Source organism: Sandaracinobacteroides sayramensis, assembly GCF_022014495.1.
GTDB lineage: Bacteria > Pseudomonadota > Alphaproteobacteria > Sphingomonadales > Sphingomonadaceae > Sandaracinobacteroides > Sandaracinobacteroides sayramense.
In genome coordinates this window covers 15,893-32,221 of the sequence record NZ_JAKLSQ010000010.1, presented here as the reverse complement: position 1 = coordinate 32,221, position 16,329 = coordinate 15,893, and the positions used below count along the sequence as shown (strand labels likewise).

The following is a 16,329-nucleotide window of genomic DNA, read 5'->3' as shown; positions in this document are numbered from 1 at the left end:
GAGACAGGGTGATGCAGGCCATTCTCGCGGCTTCGGCGTCGATCGCCATTGTCGCCCTCGCTTTGCCGCCGTCGGCCGCGGCGGGCAGACGACCCTGGGCGGGGCAGTGCAGAACATCCGCGCGCCCGACGTCAGCGTGTCGGCCGCCGATTTCGTGCTGAACATGATCCCAGGCACCGCTTATGCCGAAACGCTGGCCGGCGCCTTCCCCTTCGATGGCGCGCCGGGCTACGGCTTTTCCGGCCAGGCGTTCGCCGGGCTGGAAGGCGGCGACCATCTTTCCGGCAACTGGCCGACCTTCGACCAGGCCGGCCTTGGCGCGGGCACCTGTCGCGCCAGCCTCGTCTTCGACGGCACCAGCCGATTCGGCCTCAGCGATCTGGCGCCGGCAGCGCGCTGCAAAGGCCGCGATCCGATGAACCGGGCCATGGCAGAGGAGTATCGCCGTTGAACGACATATTCGACCTGTTGCTGACGATCCTGCTGCTGACTCTGGGCGGCCTCGTCTTCACAACCGTCATGGCGGTGGCGGTCGTCAGAAGCCGCCAGCGCAGGTTCCGACAGCGCGCCCAAGAAACCATCGGTCTGTTGGACGATTGGCAGCCGGTCGCCCATCAGGCGCCACCGCCGACCGATCTCGTCGCCTCCATCCAGGAACTCAGCACGCTTGCCGTCAAGCTGCAAGGGCAGCAGGCTGCCAGCGCCGAGAGTGAGCTGGAGAATATCCTGAAGCGGATGGCGAGCGCGCCGCCGAACGGCCGCTGGGTCGGCCACTGGCCGAACAGCGGCTTTGTCGAGGGCGAAAACCTCATCATTCCGGGCGGCCCCTCGCTCATCGACGGCAAAATACATCTGCCACGCGACTAGGTTGAGGACACTGCTATTCCCCTTCGTCACCCCGGGCTTGACCCGGGGTCCAGCTTTCCCTCCGGCGTGGGAAAAAAGCGGGATCCCGGGTCAAGCCCGGGATGACGGAGAATAGCATGGGCTCTCAGCCTGGAGCCTGTTCGGCAGCGGAGCGGCTCTCTTGATGCAATCGGAACGAGAGCGGCTCCCGGCTCGAAGATTCATCTGGCCGGCTGCGCCACTTTGATGTGCAGTTCGCGCAACTGCCTGTCACTGACCTGCGACGGCGCGTTCATCATCAGGTCTTCCGCTTTCTGGTTCAGCGGGAAGAGGGTGACTTCGCGGATATTGGGTTCGTCGGCGAGCAGCATGACGATGCGGTCCACGCCCGGCGCCGAGCCGCCGTGGGGCGGGGCGCCATATTTGAAGGCGTTGATCATGCCGGGGAAGCTGCTGTCCACCTGCTCCTGCGTGTAGCCGGCGATTTCGAACGCCTTGTACATGATTTCCGGCTTGTGGTTCCGGATCGCGCCGGAGGAAAGCTCTACGCCGTTGCAGACGATGTCATATTGCCAGGCGAGGATGTCCAGCGGGTCTTTCGTTTCCAGCGCCTCCAGTTCGCCCTGCGGCATGGAGAAGGGGTTGTGGGAGAAGTCGATCTTCCCCGTTTCCTCGTCCGCCTCGAACATCGGGAAGTCGACGATCCAGCAGAAGCGGTAGGCGCCCTGCTCGACGAGGCCGAGCTGATCGCCGACGCGGGTGCGGGCGAAGCCGGCGAGGCGGGCGGCGGGCAGTTCCTTGCCGGCGGCGAAGAAGCAGCCGTCGTCCGGGCCGAGCCCCAGCGCTTCGTAGAGGGCCTGCATACCCGCTTCGCCATGGTTCTTGGCGATGGGGCCGCCGAACTCGCCGCCCTTGCGGGTGACATAGCCGAGGCCGGCATGGCCTTCCGAACGCGCCCATTCGTTCATGTCGTCGAAGAATTTGCGGCTCTTGTCGGCGGTGTTCGGCGCCGGGATGGCGCGCACCACGCCACCCGAGCCGACGATCTTCTCGAACAGGCCAAAGCCGGACTGGCGGAAATGATCCGTTACGTCGCGGATCAGCAGCGGATTGCGGAGGTCCGGCTTGTCGTTGCCATATTTCAGCATGGACTCGCGGTAGGGGATGCGCGGGAAGGCGCCTTCGGTGATCGCCCATGGGGTTTCGCGGCCCCAGCCGGCGAATTCGCGGAACACGCCGGCCAGCACCGGCTCGATCGCCTGGAAGACGTCTTCCTGCGTCACGAAGCTCATCTCGAAGTCGAGCTGGTAGAATTCGCCCGGCGAACGGTCGGCGCGGGCGTCCTCGTCGCGGAAGCAGGGGGCGATCTGGAAGTAACGGTCGAAGCCGGCCACCATCAGCAGCTGCTTGAACATCTGCGGCGCCTGCGGCAGCGCGTAGAATTTGCCGGGGTGGAGGCGCGACGGCACCAGGAAGTCGCGCGCGCCTTCGGGCGAGGAAGCGGTGAGGATCGGCGTCTGATACTCGGTGAAGCCCTGGTCCTGCATGCGGCGGCGCAGCGAGGCGACCACGTTGGAGCGCAGCAGGATGTTGCGGTGCAGCCGCTCGCGCCGGAGGTCGAGGAAGCGGTAGCGCAGGCGGATGTCTTCCGGATACTCCGCTTCGCCAGCGACGGGGAGCGGCAGTTCAGCCGCTTCCGATTGCACCGTCACGCCGCGCACGCGCACTTCGATTTCGCCGGTGGGCAGGTTGGGGTTCACCGTGCTGCCCTCGCGGGCGACCACTTCACCATCCACCGTCACCACGGATTCGACGCGCAGGCCGTCCAGCGTTTCGAGGTGCGGCGAGCCGGCGGCGGCGACCAGTTGCGTCAGGCCATGATGGTCGCGCAGGTCGATGAAGAGGACGCCGCCATGGTCGCGCTTGCGGTGGATCCAGCCCGACAGGCGGACGGTCTGGCCGACGTTGGAGGCGCTCAGTTCCCGGCAATTGTGGGAGCGATAGACGTGGAAATCGGTGCTGGTCATGGGGCGGGGGTGAAGAGCGCAACGTGCCTTTTGTCAAGCGCGCGCGGCTCCGCTATCGCGCCTTGCATGCAGATTCACCCGCTGGTCACCGACACCGCGACGCTTCAAAGCCTTTGCGAGCGCCTGAAAGCCCATGACACCATCTGCGTGGACACTGAGTTCATGCGGGAAAATACTTATTATCCAGAGCTTTGCCTTGTTCAGGTGGCCAGCAGCGAAGAAGCCTTCGCCTTCGATCCGCTGGCGGAAGGGCTGGACATGGCGCCCTTCCTGAAACTGCTGTCGGACGAATCGATCCTGAAAGTGCTGCACGCCGGCGGGCAGGATATCGAGATTTTCATGAACCTGACCGGGAAAGTGCCTTTCCCGCTGTTCGACACGCAGATCGCCGCCATGGCGATGGGGATGGGCGAGCAGGTGAGCTACGCCAATCTGGTGGCGCATTTCACCGGCCAGCAGATCGACAAGGGCGCGCGCTTCACCGACTGGGCGCGGCGGCCGCTTTCCGACCGGCAGATCCATTACGCCATCGGCGACGTCACCTATCTGGCGCAGCTTTTCCCCAAAATGCTGGCGAAGCTCAGGAAAACCGGGCGCGGGGAATGGCTGGACGAGGAAATGGCGCGCATTTCCGATCCTTCCAACTATGTCGTGAACCCGGAAAACGCCTGGCAGCGGCTGAAGCTGCCCAACCGCAAGCCCGAAGTGCTGGGGCGGCTGAAGGCGCTGGCGAAATGGCGGGAACTCGAAGCCTCTTCCAAGAATGTGCCGCGCGGGCGAATCGTGAAGGACGAGACGCTGGCCGATCTCGCCGCCTCGCCGCCGGCGGCGCAGGCCGATCTGGCCCGGGTGCGCGGGCTTTCGCCGACCTGGGCCTCGAACGCCATCGGCCAGCGGCTGCTGGATGCGATCGCCGGGGCGGTGCCGCTGCCGGAAGCGGAAATGCCGGCGCGGGACAACCGGCCGGGGCTTTCCTCCGACTCCTCGCTGATCGCCGACCTTTTGAAGCTGCTGCTGAAGGTACGGGCGAAGGAATCCGGGGTGGCGCCGCGGCTGATCGCCCGCTCCGAGGAGATGGAGGCGCTGGCGGGCGGCCAGCGCGAGGGGCTGGCGATGCTGAGCGGCTGGCGGCGCGAGCAGTTCGGCGAGGATGCGCTGGCGCTGGTGGAAGGCCGGCTGGGCTTTTCGGTTTCCGGCGGCCGGATGCGGATGCGGGCGCTGCAGCCCGATCAGCCGGGAGCGGCTAAAGCGCTGGAACGAGACGAAGCTGAGGCTCCAGCCCCAGCGCCAGCGCCAGAGCCCGATGCCGACGCGCCACCGGCTCGCCGTAAAGGGCGGCGGACTCGCGCTCCAGGCTGAGCCAGAGCGTCCGCCCGTCCGAGCCGCGCTCCAGCCGGGCGGCCGCTAGCGGCTCCGCCGCGCCACCGCCCAGCCGCTGGCCGAGACGCAGCGCCAGCCCCCAGAGGCGCGCGAGCGCCAGTTGCGACGGGCCGGCGAGACGGGCCAGAAGCTCGTCGTGCGGGCCGGGGATGCCGCCGCCGTTCACCACCCAGAGGGCAGCCGCCAGCATGGCGCGTTCGGCGGCGTCGATCCCCACCCAGGTGCCGTGCAGCGCCCGGTCCATCCCGTCTTCCGCGCGCATGTCCGGGTGGGCGCGCCAGGAGGTGTCGGCCAGCAGGCAGGCGGCGTGGCGGATGCGGCGCAGCGCCTGGGTTTCGCCGGGAAAGACGGCGTCGGTGAAGAGGAGGAGCGCGTCGCCGACGGCAGCGTCGGTGCCGTCCGAAAAGCGCCCGGAACGGATGGCGGAATCCTCGGCGGCGACCAGCAGCGGATCCTGCTGCTGCGCGGCGGCGGGGAGCGCCTGGTAGAGCAGCCCTTCGCGCAGGCCATAGGCGGAGGCGACGATGCTGCTGCTGCCGAGCTTGCGCGTGACTTCCCGCAGCAGGGCGGCGGCGCCGGGAAGCTGCGGCACCCGCGAACTGGAAATCGCCGGAATTTCCTTCAGAGATTTCATGGATATGCGCGCCAATGTTCGCACCAGGCGTTCAGGCGCGTCCACCGGCAGCGCATATTGGTGGATCACCGGCAGCGGCCATTCGATGAGGTGCATGTGCAGTTGCGCCAGCGCCCGCCAGCTTCCGCCGACGGCGTAGAAGGGCTTGCCCCGGCCCAGTTCCGCCCAGTCCAGCCGGTCGAGCTGCTCGTCGATCTGCTGCTGCAGGTTGCGGCGGCTTTTCTTGCGGTGCGCGTCCAGCCGCAGCGCGCCGAGCGGCAGCGACAGCCGTTCGTGGATTTCCCCGCGCGAGACGCGGACCAGCTCCAGCGAGCCGCCGCCCAGATCGCCGACCACGCCGTCGGCGTCCGGGATTCCGGCGATGACTCCATAGGCCGCGCCGCGCGCTTCGATTTCGCCGTCGATGATCTCCACGTCGAGGCCGGTTTCGGCGCGCACGCGCGCCACGAAGGCCGGGCCGTTCGCGGCGTCGCGGACGGCGGCGGTGGCGACGACGCGGATGCTGTCCACCGCCATCGCCTCGCACAGTTGCGCGAAGCGGGCGAGCGCCGTCAGCGCCATCTCCATGGATTCGCGCGTCAGTTCGCCGCCGTTGGCGAGGCCGCGGCCGAGGCCGGCCATCACCTTCTCGTTGAAGAGCACGGCGGGCGTGCGCGACAGGCCCTTGTAGACGACGAGGCGGACCGAGTTGGAGCCGATGTCGACGATGGCGAGCCGGGGACTGGCGTGGTTCACCAGCGGGAGCGAAAGCGCATCGACCGCGAGCGAGGCCATGGTCAGGCCGGAACGCCGAGCGCGGCCGCCGCCGACGCCTTCACCGCCGCGATGGCGTCGGCGCCCTTGCCGCCATCGGGGCCGCCGCCCTGCGCCATGTCCGGCCGGCCGCCGCCGCCCTGCCCGCCCAGCGCCGCGACTCCGGCCTTCACCAGATCGACGGCGGAGAGCTGGCCCACGAGATCGTCGGTGACTCCGACGGCGATGGTCGCCCGGCCTTCGTTCACGGTGACGACGACGGCGATTCCGCTTTCCACTTTCGCCTTGGCCTCGTCCACCAGCCCGCGCAGGGCTTTCGCCTCCACGCCTTCCAGCAACTGGCCGAGGAAGCTCGCTGCGCCCAGCTTTTCCGGTTCGGCGCCGCCGCCCGTCGCCGGGCCGGCGAGCGCCAGGGCCTTTTTCGTCTCGGCGAGCTCGCGTTCCAGCTTCTTCACCGTGTCGGCGAGCGTCGCCACCCGCTCGGGCAGCTCTTCCGGCCGGGTGCGGAGCGCGGCGGCGGCCGATTTCAGCAGCCCTTCCTGCCCCACCAGATAGTGGAGGGCATTCGCCCCCGTCAGCGCCTCGATCCGGCGGACGCCGGACGAGACGGCGGATTCGGAGACGATGCGGAACAGCGCGATGTCGCCGGTGGCGCCCACATGCGTGCCGCCGCAAAGCTCGACGGAATAGGCGCGGCCCGTATCGGCGGCGCGGCCCATGGAAAGCACCCGCACCTCGTCGCCATATTTCTCGCCGAAGAGCGCCAGCGCCCCGGCTTCGATCGCGGCGTCGGGCGTCATCAGCCGCGTGCCGACCGGCAGGTTGGCGCGGATCTCGGCGTTCACCTGCTGCTCGATGGCGGCGATCTCGTCCGCCGTCAGCGCCTTCTGGTGCGAGAAGTCGAAGCGCAGCCGGTCGGGGGCGACCAGCGAGCCCTTCTGCGCCACATGCTCGCCCAGCACCCGGCGGAGCGCGGCGTGCATCAGGTGGGTGGCGGAATGGTTGGCCTTCACCGCCGCCCGGCGCTCGGCGTCCACCTTCAGCTCGACCGCCTCGCCGACCTTCAGCCGGCCGGAAACCAGCTTGCCGAAATGCGCGTGCAGCTTGCCCAGCGGCTTCTGCGTGTCGCCCACTTCGAAGCGGGCGTCGGCGGTGGCGATGGTGCCGGTGTCGCCCACCTGGCCGCCGGATTCGGCGTAGAATGGCGTCTGGTTGGTGAGGATGGTGGCCTCGTCTCCGGCCAACAGTTCGGGCACTTCCGCCCCATCCTTCAGGATGGCGACGATCTCGCCCTGCGCCTCGGTCGCGGCATAGCCGATGAAGTCGGTGGTGCCGAGCTTCTCGACCAGATCGAACCAGAGGCTGTCGGTGGCGTTGGCGCCGCTTCCCGCCCAGGCGGCGCGGGCGCGGGCCTTCTGCTCGGCCATGGAGGCTTCGAAGCCGGCGCGGTCGACGCCCAGCCCCTGCGCCTTCAGCGCGTCCTCGGTGAGGTCGTAGGGGAAGCCGAAGGTGTCGTAGAGGCGGAAGGCCACGTCTCCGGGCAGCACCGCGCCGGGTTTCAGTCCGGCGGTCGCCTCGTCCAGCAGCTTCAGCCCCTTGTCCAGCGTCTGGCGGAAGCGGGTTTCCTCCAGCTTCAGCGTCTCGGCGATCAGCGGCTGCGCGCGCACCAGTTCCGGGAAGGCGCCGCCCATCGCCGACACCAGCGACGGCACCAGCCGGTGCATCAGCGGCTCGCTCGCGCCCAGCAGATGCGCGTGGCGCATGGCGCGGCGCATGATGCGCCGCAGCACATAGCCGCGCCCTTCGTTCGCCGGCAGCACCCCGTCCGCCACCAGGAAGCCGGCCGAGCGCAGATGGTCGGCGATCACCCGGTGCGAAGCGCGGGTTTCCGGCGCCTCGGTCGAGGTGCGGGTCAGCGAGCCGGATTCGGCGATCAGCTGCCTGAAGATGTCGATCTCGAAATTGTCGTGCGTGCCCTGCAGCACGGCGGCGATCCGCTCCAGCCCCATGCCGGTGTCGATCGACGGGCGCGGCAGGGTGAGGCGGGTGCCGTCCGGCTGCTGGTCGAACTGCATGAAGACGAGGTTCCACACCTCCACGAAGCGGTCGCCGTCCTCGTCCGGGCTGCCTGGGGGGCCGCCGGGGATGTGGGCGCCATGGTCGTAGAAGATCTCGGAACAGGGGCCGCAGGGGCCGGTGTCGCCCATGGACCAGAAATTGTCGCTGGTGGCGATGCGGATGATCCGCTCGTCCGGCAGGCCGGCGATCTTCTTCCAGAGGGCATAAGCCTCGTCGTCCGTATGGTAGACGGTGACGGTCAGCCTGTCCTTCGGGATCGCCCAGGTGCCGGTGAGGAGATCCCAGGCGAGGGTGATCGCCTGCTCCTTGAAATAGTCGCCGAAGGAGAAATTCCCCAGCATCTCGAAGAAGGTGTGGTGGCGGGCGGTGTAGCCGACATTGTCGAGATCATTGTGCTTGCCGCCGGCGCGGACGCATTTCTGGCTGGAGACCGCCTGCGAATAGGGGCGCTTCTCGAGGCCAGTGAAGACATTCTTGAACGGCACCATTCCGGCGTTCACGAACATCAGCGTCGGGTCGTTCTGCGGCACCAGCGGCGCCGAGGGCACGACACTGTGCCCGGCCGCCTCGAAATGGCCGAGGAAGGAGGAGCGGATATCGGCGGTCGATGTCATGCGCGTTGATTCTGACCCTGTCGTGCGCCGGGCAAGTTGCCGGTGCGCTCCATTAGGGGTGTGGATGCTTCCTGCGCAAGTGGAAGGGGAATCCGGACAGGGGGTTCTTCGGGAATTGCACGCCATAGTTCGTCGCCTCGGGCTTTCATGAAAACCGCTGCCAGTCCCCTTGAAAGGCGAAGAGGAAAAACCAGATTCACAAGCGTGGAAGCGACAGCCTTCATGGGGTCGCCGAGACAAGAAGCCCGGCCATTTGGCGGGCGAACCTATCCATTGCTTTGAAAGGATGGAACGAGACATGCGTTCGAACTTCGATTTTGCCCCCCTTCTCCGCTCCTCGATCGGTTTCGAGAATCTGAACCGCCTGCTGGACAGCGTCACCCGCGCCGCCGAAGGCGATGTCGGCTTCCCGCCCTATAATATCGAGAAGCTGGGCGACGACGCCTATCGCATCACCATGGCGGTCGCCGGCTTCGCCCGCGAGGAACTGGACATCACCGTGCAGGAAAACACGCTGCTGGTGACCGGCAAGGCCGCCGACGAGGCGCAGCCGGCCGAGCGCACCTTCCTGCATCGCGGAATCGCCAAGCGCGCCTTCGAGCGCCGCTTCCAGCTAGCCGACGTGATCAAGGTGACCGGCGCCTCGTTCGAGAACGGCCTCCTCAACATCGAGCTGCAGCGCGAGGTGCCCGAGCACAAGAAGCCGCGCAAGGTGGAGATCGCCGAGGAAGCGACGCTGATCGACGGCCAGACCGCGTAAGCGCCTGCAGACCAGCCAGGAAGGGGGCCGGGAAACCGGCCCCCTTTCGCGTTCCGGCATTCGAAAGAACGGGCCTTCAGTAGAAGTAGCGTTCCTCCACCACCCGGTCGTCCGCCACCTTGTAGCCGACGATCTCCCGCATCTGCGTTCGCTCGCCGCCGTGGGGCGTTACGTCCAGCTCCATGATGATAAGGAAGCTGTCGCCGTTCACGAAGGGGCCTTCGGTGCGGATTGCGTGCACCTCATGATTGCCCACCCACCATTCGCCCTTTTCCACCGCCGCCGCCCGGCCACGGGTTTCGCCCCATTCGCCCGGCATCGCCTCGCGGGTGACAACATCCTCCGCCCAATATTTCCGCGCGGCTTCCTCCATCTTCCCCGCCGCCAGCAGCGCGGCGTAATCCGCCGCCAGTTCGCGCACGTCCATCGCGCTTCTCCCTCTGAAGGATCGGAGTCGCAGCATGCCTGAAATCGGCTATGCTGCGAAGAGGCTGAAGGAGCGAGCATCATGGCGCCAGGCTACCGAATCGAACGCCGCAGGGACCGTCTGACGGAAGCCCGGATCGAACCCATCGACCTCGCGCCGGGCGAGGGGGAGATCGTGGCGCATGTGGAAATGGTGTCGCTGACCTCCAACAACGTCACCTATGCCGTGCATGGCGGGGCGCCGCTTCATTACTGGGATTTCTTTCCCGCTTCCGGCCCCGAATGGGGTGTGGTGCCGGTGTGGGGCTTCGCGACGGTCGCCGAAAGCCGCCGCCCGGACATCGCCGTCGGCGCGCGCTTCTTCGGCTATTGGCCTTCCGCCACGCAGTTGCGGCTGCAGCCCGGGCCGCTGAAGGCGGGCGGCTTCGCCGACATGGCGCCGCACCGGCAGGGGCTGGCGCCCGTCTACAACCATTACCGCCCGGCCGGCGGTGTCGCCGACCGGCGGAGCGACGAGCTGATGGCGCTGTTCCAGCCGCTCTACGGCACCGGCCATGTGCTGGCGGAAGCGCTGCGGGCCGACGCGGAGGCCGGGCGGCATCTGATCCTGACGTCGGCCTCCTCGAAAACGGCGCTGGCGACCGCCTGGAACCTGGCGCGGGCCGGGCATCCGCCGATCGGGCTGACGTCGGCGCGGAACCGGGAGTTCGTGGAAGCCACCGGCTATTACCGGGCGGTGCTGGGCTATGAGGAACTGGGCGAGCTGGACGGCGGGGCGCCCTCGGTGCTGGTGGATTTCGCCGGCAATGGCGCGCTGCGGACGGCGCTGCACAGGCATCTGCAGGCGCTGACGGCCAGCCATGCGATCGGCGACACCGACTGGAAGGCGCCGCCGGCGGCCGGCCTGCCGGGACCGCAGCCGCAATTCTTCTTCGCCCCCACCCATTGGGAGGCGCAGGCTCGCGCGCAGGGTCCGGCGGCGTTCGAGGCCGATCTCGCCGCAAGCCGCGACGCCTTCGCCGAAAGCACCCGCGGCTGGCTGGAGCTGGAGCATGTCTCCGGCGCCGACGCCGGTATCGCCGCCTTCGACCGGCTGATGGCGGGCGAGGTGTCGCCGCGCGAAGGGCTGATCTGGCGGCCCTGAAGGCCCGGCTTCAGCCGTTGCCGACCTGCCGCCGCTCGACGGAGAAGCGCTTCAGCTGCTCCACCGGCTCCTGCCAGCCGGGGCGGGCGGCGGCGGCGGCGCTGTAATCCTCGTAGGCGGCGCGGTTGTCGCCGATCAGTTCATGGGCGACGGCGCGGCTGTAGAGCGCCACTTCCGGCCGTTCCGGCTTCATCTCGATCCCGCGCGTCAGCGCCGCGATCGCCTCCCGGTCGCGGCCGCCCCGGTGCAGCAGGGCGATTCCGAGGTTGATGTGCGCCTCCGCCAGCTTCGGCTCCAGCCGGATGGCGCTTTCATAGTCCCGCATCGCCATTTCCATGTTGCGCGCCTGCATATAGACGATGCCGCGATTGACATGGGTGGCGGCGCGGTCGCGGCGGGAAAGGCTTTCCTCCAGCGCCCGCTCGCAGATGTCGAGGCTGGCGCGGGTCTCGCGTTTCAGCTCGGCCGCCAGGAAACAGCCTCGCCCCATGCCGCCGCCGATGATGCTGACCGCCGCCTGCGCGGGCTGGGCGGCGCCGGCGCCGGCCAGAAGGGCGACGCCAAGGATAGCAGATGCTTTCATCCGTCCCTCCATTCCCTCTCGGTTCCGGAGGATATCACAACTGGCGCTGGTCGCCAGCCCCGTCCTTATGGGGCCTGGGGCTGGCTGCATTCTTCCGGCTTTGCGCCGCTGGAAAAGCTGGACCCCGGGTCAAGCCCGGGGTGACGGGGTGGTAGGGTAGCGGGGTGGGGGGTTCAGGTGGAGAGGCGGGTGACGTGGCCCATCTTGCGGCCCGGTGCGGCTTCGCGCTTGCCGTAGAGGTGCAGATGCGCGCGCGGCTCGGCGAGGATGTCCGCCCAGCCGTCGATCTCCGCGCCCAGCAGGTTGCGCATCACCACTTCCGGCGCCGTCAGTCCGGTGGGGCCGAGCGGCAGGCCGCAGATGGCGCGGATATGCTGCTCGAACTGCGAGGTTTCCGCGCCCTCGATCGACCAGTGGCCGCTGTTGTGCACGCGCGGCGCCATTTCGTTGAACAGCGGGCCGTCGGCGCAGGCGAAGAATTCGCAGGCGAGCACGCCGACATAGCCGAGCGCGTCGGCGATGCGGACGACGAGCGCGGTCGCCTCCTCCACATGCGCCGCGCTCAGCCCTTCGGCCGGCAGGCGGGTTTCGGCGAGGATGCCGTCGCGGTGGTGGTTGAGGCAGGCGGGGTAATGCGCTTCGTCCCCCTCCGGCGTGCGGGCGACGAGGATGGAGAATTCCCGCTCGAACGCCACGAAGCCTTCGAGGATCAGCCCCTCCCCGCCCAGTTCGGCGAAGGCCCCGGCCGCTTCGGACGCATGCTCGATGCGCGCCTGGCCCTTGCCGTCGTAGCCAAAGCGGCGGGTTTTCAGGATGGCGGGGGTGCCGAGTTCCACCAGCGCGGCTTGCAGTTCGTCCAGCGTGTCGACGGCGCGGAAGGGCGCGGTGCGGCCGCTGAGGCCGGTGACGAAGCGCTTCTCGCTCAGCCGGTCCTGCGCGACATCCAGAGGTTCAGCACCGGGGCGGACGGGCTTCAGGGCCGAGAGGAAGGCGACGGATTCCGCCGGCACATTCTCGAACTCGTAGGTGATGACGTCGCAGCCTGCGGCGAAGGCGGCGAGCGCTTCCCGGTCCTCATAGGCGGCGCGGGTGCAATGGGCCGAGACTTCGGCCGCCACCAGCTCGTTCTCCGGCGCGTAGACATGCACGCGGTAGCCGAGCGGCGCGGCGGCGAGCGCCAGCATCCGGCCGAGCTGGCCGCCGCCCAATATGCCGATGGTGGCGCCCGGCGCGATCCGCATCAGAGCGGGGAATCGGCGACGCTGTCGGTCTGCGCCTGCCGCCAGGCTTTCAGGCGGATGGCGAGCGCTTCGTCGTGGGTGGCGAGGATGGCGGCGGCGAGCAGCGCGGCGTTCACCGCCCCCGCCTTGCCGATCGCCAGCGTGCCGACGGGAATGCCGGCCGGCATCTGCACGATCGACAGCAGCGAATCCTGCCCGGAGAGCGCCGCCGACTGCACCGGCACGCCCAGCACCGGCAGATGCGTGAGGCTGGCGACCATGCCCGGCAGATGCGCCGCGCCGCCGGCCCCGGCGACGATCACCTTCAGCCCGCGTTCCGCCGCGCCCTCGGCGAAGGCCACCATGCGTTTGGGCGTGCGGTGGGCGGAAACCACCTTCACTTCATGCGGCACGTCGAGCGCCGTCAGCGTGTCGGCGGCGTGGCGCATCGTTTCCCAGTCGGAAACGCTTCCCATGATGATGGCAACCCGAACCGTCACTGGCTCATCCCCGGCAAAAAGGCGCCCCTAAAGAGAGGCTGGCGGATTGGCAAGGGTTTGCCGGGTTTCGGCGGCGGAGCGACAACTCCCTCGTCACCCCGGGCTTGACCCGGGGTGACGAGGCATTGGGGGAGTGCGCTGTTTTCGCGGCGGAGGCTCAGCCGAGCTTCAGGAACTGCCGGTCCACCGCCTTCAGCTCGCTGTCGAGCGTGTAGAGGATCGGAACGCCGGTGGGGATTTCGAATTCGACGATGTCCGCGTCGGAAATGCCGGACAGATGCTTCACCAGCGCGCGCAGCGAATTGCCGTGGGCGGCGATGACGACCCGCCTGCCGGCCTTCAGCTCGGGCACCACCAGCTCCTCGAACGCCGGCAGGGCGCGGGCGATGGTGTCCTTCAGGCTTTCCGTCTGCGGTATGGGGATACCGGCGTAGCGGCGGTCGGCCGAGACATCATATTCCGTGCCCTTCTCCTGCACCGGCGGCGGCACGTCGAAGCTGCGGCGCCAGATCTTCACCTGCGCGTCGCCATGCTTCGCCGCCGTCTCCGCCTTGTCGAGGCCGGTGAGGCCGCCATAATGGCGCTCGTTGAAGCGCCAGTCCTTGGTGACGGGAAGCCAGAGGCGGTCCATTTCCTCCAGCACCAGGTTCAGAGTCTTGATGGCGCGGGTCTGCAGGCTGGTGAAGGCCACGTCGAAATCATGGCCGGCGGCCTTCAGCGCCGCGCCGGCGGCGCGGGCCTCGGCGACGCCCTTCTCCGTCAGGTTCACGTCCCACCAGCCGGTGAAGCGGTTTTCCAGATTCCAGGCCGACTGGCCGTGGCGGATCAGCACGAGTTGCACCATAGTCTTGAAATTCCTCAGCGAAGTTCGTCGATGATGTCGGCAAGGGCGGCGAGGCAGGCGCGGCCCAGATGGCGGGAGCGGCCGGGCGACCAGCCCTCCACCGGATCGGGCAGGTCGTTCGCGTCCTTGAAGGGCATTTCCAGCGTGGCCGAGACGCAGCCGAAGCGTTCGGCCAGCTGGTTGGTGGACATGGTGAGGTTGGCCTTGCCCGCCGGCGCGACCGGATAGCCGACCTTGCGCTGGAAATCGCGGCTGTGGACGAGAAGCTGCGTCACATAGCGGTTGAGCCCGGTCAGCTGGCGCGGGGTAAGCGAGGGGATGCCCTCGAAGCCGGCGATGAACACATGCGGGATGGCTTCGTCTCCATGCACGTCCAGCGCGAAATCCACGCCCGTCTCGTCCATGCGGTTGCGGACCGCCAGCACTTCGGGCGAGCGCTCGGGCGTCGGTTCCGCCCATTCGCGGTTGAGGTTGGCGCCAGCGGCATTGGTGCGCAGATGCCCGCGCCGCGAGCCGTCCGGGTTCATATTGGGCACGATGTGGAACCGCGCCTTCGCCCGCACCGTGCGGGCGACCGGCGAGGCCGGGTCCGTCAGTTCCTCCAGCGCCCCTTCCATCCACCATTCGGCCATCGTCTCGCCGGGGTGCTGGCGGGCGTAGAGCCACACCTGCAACGGGCCGTCGCCCATCGACAGACAGTCGATCGGCTGGCCGTCCAGCGAATGGCCGAGCGTCCGCGCCTCGACCCCCGGCCGGCCGGCGATGCGGGCGACGAGGTCGTGGTGCCGCTCCATCGAATAGGGGGCGAAATAGGCGCACCAGAGATTGTCGCTCTCCGGCGTGACGCGGATCGTCAACGTGCCGCCGTCGGCCTTCGCGTCGTAGCTGCTGTCGGCCTGCGTCCAGCGCTGCCGGTCGGCCGAGATGCGCGCGCGGTAGTCCGGCCAGCCGCCCGGATAGGCGGATTTCTCCAGCCCGACGATGTCCAGCCGGAGCGCCCTGCCCTTCGCGCCCGAGACGCGGAAGTGAAACCATTGGAAGAATTCGCCGCCGGCGTCGAGGCGGATCCGGAGGCGGAAATGGTCGGGCGCGGGCTGGTCCACCAGTTCGATGTTGCCCGAATCGAAGGCGGAGGAGATTTGGATGGCCATGGCGGGCAAGCGCCTAGCAGGGCCATGCCCGCCCTGCAAAGCGGTGGCGGCGATTGACTTTCGCGGGCTCGCCGACTATGCGCCGCCGCTCATTTCCAGCATTTCGAATCCCCCGGGGTAGAATCATGAAGATCCGTAACAGCCTGAAGTCGCTCAAGGGGCGGCACCGCGACAACCGTGTCATCCGCCGCCGCGGCCGCACCTATGTGATCAACAAGACCAACCGCCGCTTCAAGGCCCGCCAAGGCTGAACCGGCCATGGCCCGGCTTTCCGCTGTGGTCAAACCCCGGGCAGTGGTGTGGGACGTCGGGCATGTCCTCTACGACTGGGATCCGCGCTTTCTCTATGAAAAGCTGATCCCGGACGCTGGAAGGCTCGACTGGTTCCTTGGCAATGTCGTCACCCGCGCCTGGCATTTCCAGCATGACGCCGGGCGCCCCTTCGCCGAGACTTCGGCGGAGCTGATCGCCCTTTACCCGCAGGAAGCGGATTTGATCGGCGCCTATGGGCCGCGCTGGCTGGAAACCATTCCCGGCCCGATCGCAGGCACCCATGCGCTGGTCGAGCGGCTGGCGGAGGCGGCCGTGCCGCAGTTCGGAATCACCAATTTCTCCGGCGAGTTCTGGGACCGTTTCCGGCCGACCGCGCCGCTGTTCGACCGCTTTCAGGATGTGGTGGTTTCCGGCCATGAAAAGCTGATGAAGCCCGATCCGGCGATCTACGCCCTGGCCCGCGCGCGCTTCGGCCTCGGCGACGGCGAGGCGATCTTCATCGACGACAACCCCGCCAATGTGGCGGCCGCGCGCGACGCCGGCTGGTTTGCCCATCATTTCACCGCTGCGGACGATCTGTCCGAAACCCTCCGCGGCCACGGATTTCCCGTCTGACACCTCACTGGCGATTGTTCGTTCCATGACGAACTGATAGGGAGAAGGACCATCGACTACCCGGCCAGAGGCAGCGGAGCATATGATAGCCACATCCCATATTCTTTCGGCCATTCTCGCATCGACCGCGCTCGCGACGGCTGGCATCGCGGTTGCGCAAACCCCTACGGTAGCTGAGACCCCCACGGCCATAGAGGCGAAGACTGAGTTGCTGACGGCCTCTGCGCAGCCCACGAACTTCGACGCGATCAACAAGAAACTGGAATCGCAAGTGAAGCAGGTCCGGAACAGCGAGGGCACCTCAGTCGACAAAAAGGGCATGGAAAGGGGCATGCAGTCGAGAATCGACATGGCTCGCGCCATCTGCACCATACGCCAATGCTAGGTTGAGAACCCATAGAAGTAATTGATATATTTTCCGTGATCCTGGGATGACGAAGGGACAAGAAATATCAGTCCCCAACCTAGGAGCGGATAAGG

17 protein-coding genes are annotated in these 16,329 nt (G+C 67.8%); 8 read left to right on the top strand and 9 right to left on the bottom strand.

The features are described 5' to 3' along the window. The first annotated feature begins 106 nt into the window (after positions 1–106). Together L6Q21_RS08385 and L6Q21_RS08380 are read left to right on the top strand one after the other, a co-directional pair. Entirely contained in the window at positions 107–451 is a 345-nt protein-coding gene (locus L6Q21_RS08385) for a hypothetical protein (RefSeq protein WP_237830295.1), read from the top strand. Next, positions 448–867: a hypothetical protein gene (locus L6Q21_RS08380; protein ID WP_237830294.1), complete on the top strand. Its 420-nt coding sequence runs from the start codon at positions 448–450 to the stop codon at positions 865–867. Before L6Q21_RS08385 ends, L6Q21_RS08380 begins: the two co-directional genes overlap by 4 nt. A gap of 200 nt (positions 868–1,067) precedes the next feature. Here the strand turns inward: L6Q21_RS08380 and aspS are convergent, their stop codons facing one another. Continuing rightward, the gene (gene aspS / locus L6Q21_RS08375) at positions 1,068–2,873 is read right to left on the bottom strand and encodes an aspartate--tRNA ligase (RefSeq protein WP_237830293.1); all 1,806 of its coding nucleotides are present in this window, start codon (positions 2,871–2,873) and stop codon (positions 1,068–1,070) included. A 66-nt stretch (positions 2,874–2,939) separates the two neighbouring features. Here aspS and rnd point away from each other — a divergent pair, with 66 nt between their 5' ends. After that, positions 2,940–4,232 carry a ribonuclease D gene (gene rnd, locus L6Q21_RS08370; RefSeq protein ID WP_237830292.1) on the top strand — a complete coding sequence of 431 codons (1,293 nt, stop codon included), beginning with the start codon at positions 2,940–2,942 and terminating at the stop codon, positions 4,230–4,232. On the opposite strand, the gene ppx is transcribed toward rnd, so the two are convergent. Both ppx and alaS read right to left on the bottom strand, forming a co-directional pair. Beyond that, the gene (ppx, locus tag L6Q21_RS08365) at positions 4,117–5,661 is read right to left on the bottom strand and encodes an exopolyphosphatase (protein WP_237830291.1); all 1,545 of its coding nucleotides are present in this window, start codon (positions 5,659–5,661) and stop codon (positions 4,117–4,119) included. The two genes, rnd and ppx, sit on opposite strands and share 116 nt — an antisense overlap. A 2-nt stretch (positions 5,662–5,663) precedes the next feature. After that, complete coding sequence (gene alaS, locus L6Q21_RS08360) at positions 5,664–8,333, bottom strand: alanine--tRNA ligase (protein ID WP_237830290.1); 2,670 nt, start codon at positions 8,331–8,333, stop codon at positions 5,664–5,666. A gap of 298 nt (positions 8,334–8,631) precedes the next feature. On the opposite strand from alaS, the gene L6Q21_RS08355 reads away from it, so the two are divergent. Then, on the top strand, positions 8,632–9,093 hold the full coding sequence (locus L6Q21_RS08355; protein ID WP_237830289.1) for an Hsp20 family protein: 462 nt from the start codon (positions 8,632–8,634) through the stop codon (positions 9,091–9,093). A gap of 76 nt (positions 9,094–9,169) precedes the next feature. Here the strand turns inward: L6Q21_RS08355 and L6Q21_RS08350 are convergent, their stop codons facing one another. Continuing rightward, positions 9,170–9,520 carry a SnoaL-like domain-containing protein gene (locus tag L6Q21_RS08350; protein ID WP_237830288.1) on the bottom strand — a complete coding sequence of 117 codons (351 nt, stop codon included), beginning with the start codon at positions 9,518–9,520 and terminating at the stop codon, positions 9,170–9,172. A gap of 81 nt (positions 9,521–9,601) precedes the next feature. Between L6Q21_RS08350 and L6Q21_RS08345 the strand changes: the two genes are divergently transcribed. Beyond that, positions 9,602–10,663: a DUF2855 family protein gene (locus L6Q21_RS08345; protein ID WP_237830287.1), complete on the top strand. Its 1,062-nt coding sequence runs from the start codon at positions 9,602–9,604 to the stop codon at positions 10,661–10,663. Positions 10,664–10,673: 10 nt separating this feature from the next. Here the strand turns inward: L6Q21_RS08345 and L6Q21_RS08340 are convergent, their stop codons facing one another. From L6Q21_RS08340 to L6Q21_RS08320, 5 genes are all read right to left on the bottom strand, one after another. After that, a complete protein-coding gene (locus L6Q21_RS08340; RefSeq protein WP_237830286.1) occupies positions 10,674–11,246 on the bottom strand; it encodes a tetratricopeptide repeat protein in 573 nt (190 codons plus the stop codon). A gap of 173 nt (positions 11,247–11,419) precedes the next feature. Then, positions 11,420–12,487 (bottom strand): 5-(carboxyamino)imidazole ribonucleotide synthase, encoded by a 1,068-nt coding sequence (locus tag L6Q21_RS08335; protein WP_418895815.1) that lies wholly within the window; start codon positions 12,485–12,487, stop codon positions 11,420–11,422. Next, the gene (gene purE / locus L6Q21_RS08330; RefSeq protein ID WP_336246235.1) at positions 12,487–12,966 is read right to left on the bottom strand and encodes a 5-(carboxyamino)imidazole ribonucleotide mutase; all 480 of its coding nucleotides are present in this window, start codon (positions 12,964–12,966) and stop codon (positions 12,487–12,489) included. The genes L6Q21_RS08335 and purE overlap by 1 nt, the downstream gene beginning before the upstream one ends. A 157-nt stretch (positions 12,967–13,123) precedes the next feature. Further along, on the bottom strand, positions 13,124–13,810 hold the full coding sequence (gene gpmA, locus L6Q21_RS08325) for a 2,3-diphosphoglycerate-dependent phosphoglycerate mutase (RefSeq protein WP_237830285.1): 687 nt from the start codon (positions 13,808–13,810) through the stop codon (positions 13,124–13,126). Between the two features lie 14 nt (positions 13,811–13,824). After that, a complete protein-coding gene (locus L6Q21_RS08320) occupies positions 13,825–14,961 on the bottom strand; it encodes a M14 family metallopeptidase (RefSeq protein WP_237830284.1) in 1,137 nt (378 codons plus the stop codon). Between the two features lie 125 nt (positions 14,962–15,086). Between L6Q21_RS08320 and ykgO the strand changes: the two genes are divergently transcribed. The 3 genes from ykgO (at position 15,087) to L6Q21_RS08305 (ending at position 16,234) form a co-directional block, all read left to right on the top strand. Next, positions 15,087–15,212: a type B 50S ribosomal protein L36 gene (gene ykgO, locus L6Q21_RS08315; RefSeq protein WP_004210176.1), complete on the top strand. Its 126-nt coding sequence runs from the start codon at positions 15,087–15,089 to the stop codon at positions 15,210–15,212. A gap of 7 nt (positions 15,213–15,219) precedes the next feature. Next, complete coding sequence (locus L6Q21_RS08310) at positions 15,220–15,849, top strand: HAD family hydrolase (protein WP_237830283.1); 630 nt, start codon at positions 15,220–15,222, stop codon at positions 15,847–15,849. 82 nt (positions 15,850–15,931) lie between these two features. Then, positions 15,932–16,234 (top strand): hypothetical protein, encoded by a 303-nt coding sequence (locus tag L6Q21_RS08305; protein WP_237830282.1) that lies wholly within the window; start codon positions 15,932–15,934, stop codon positions 16,232–16,234. The last annotated feature ends 95 nt before the right edge of the window (positions 16,235–16,329 follow it).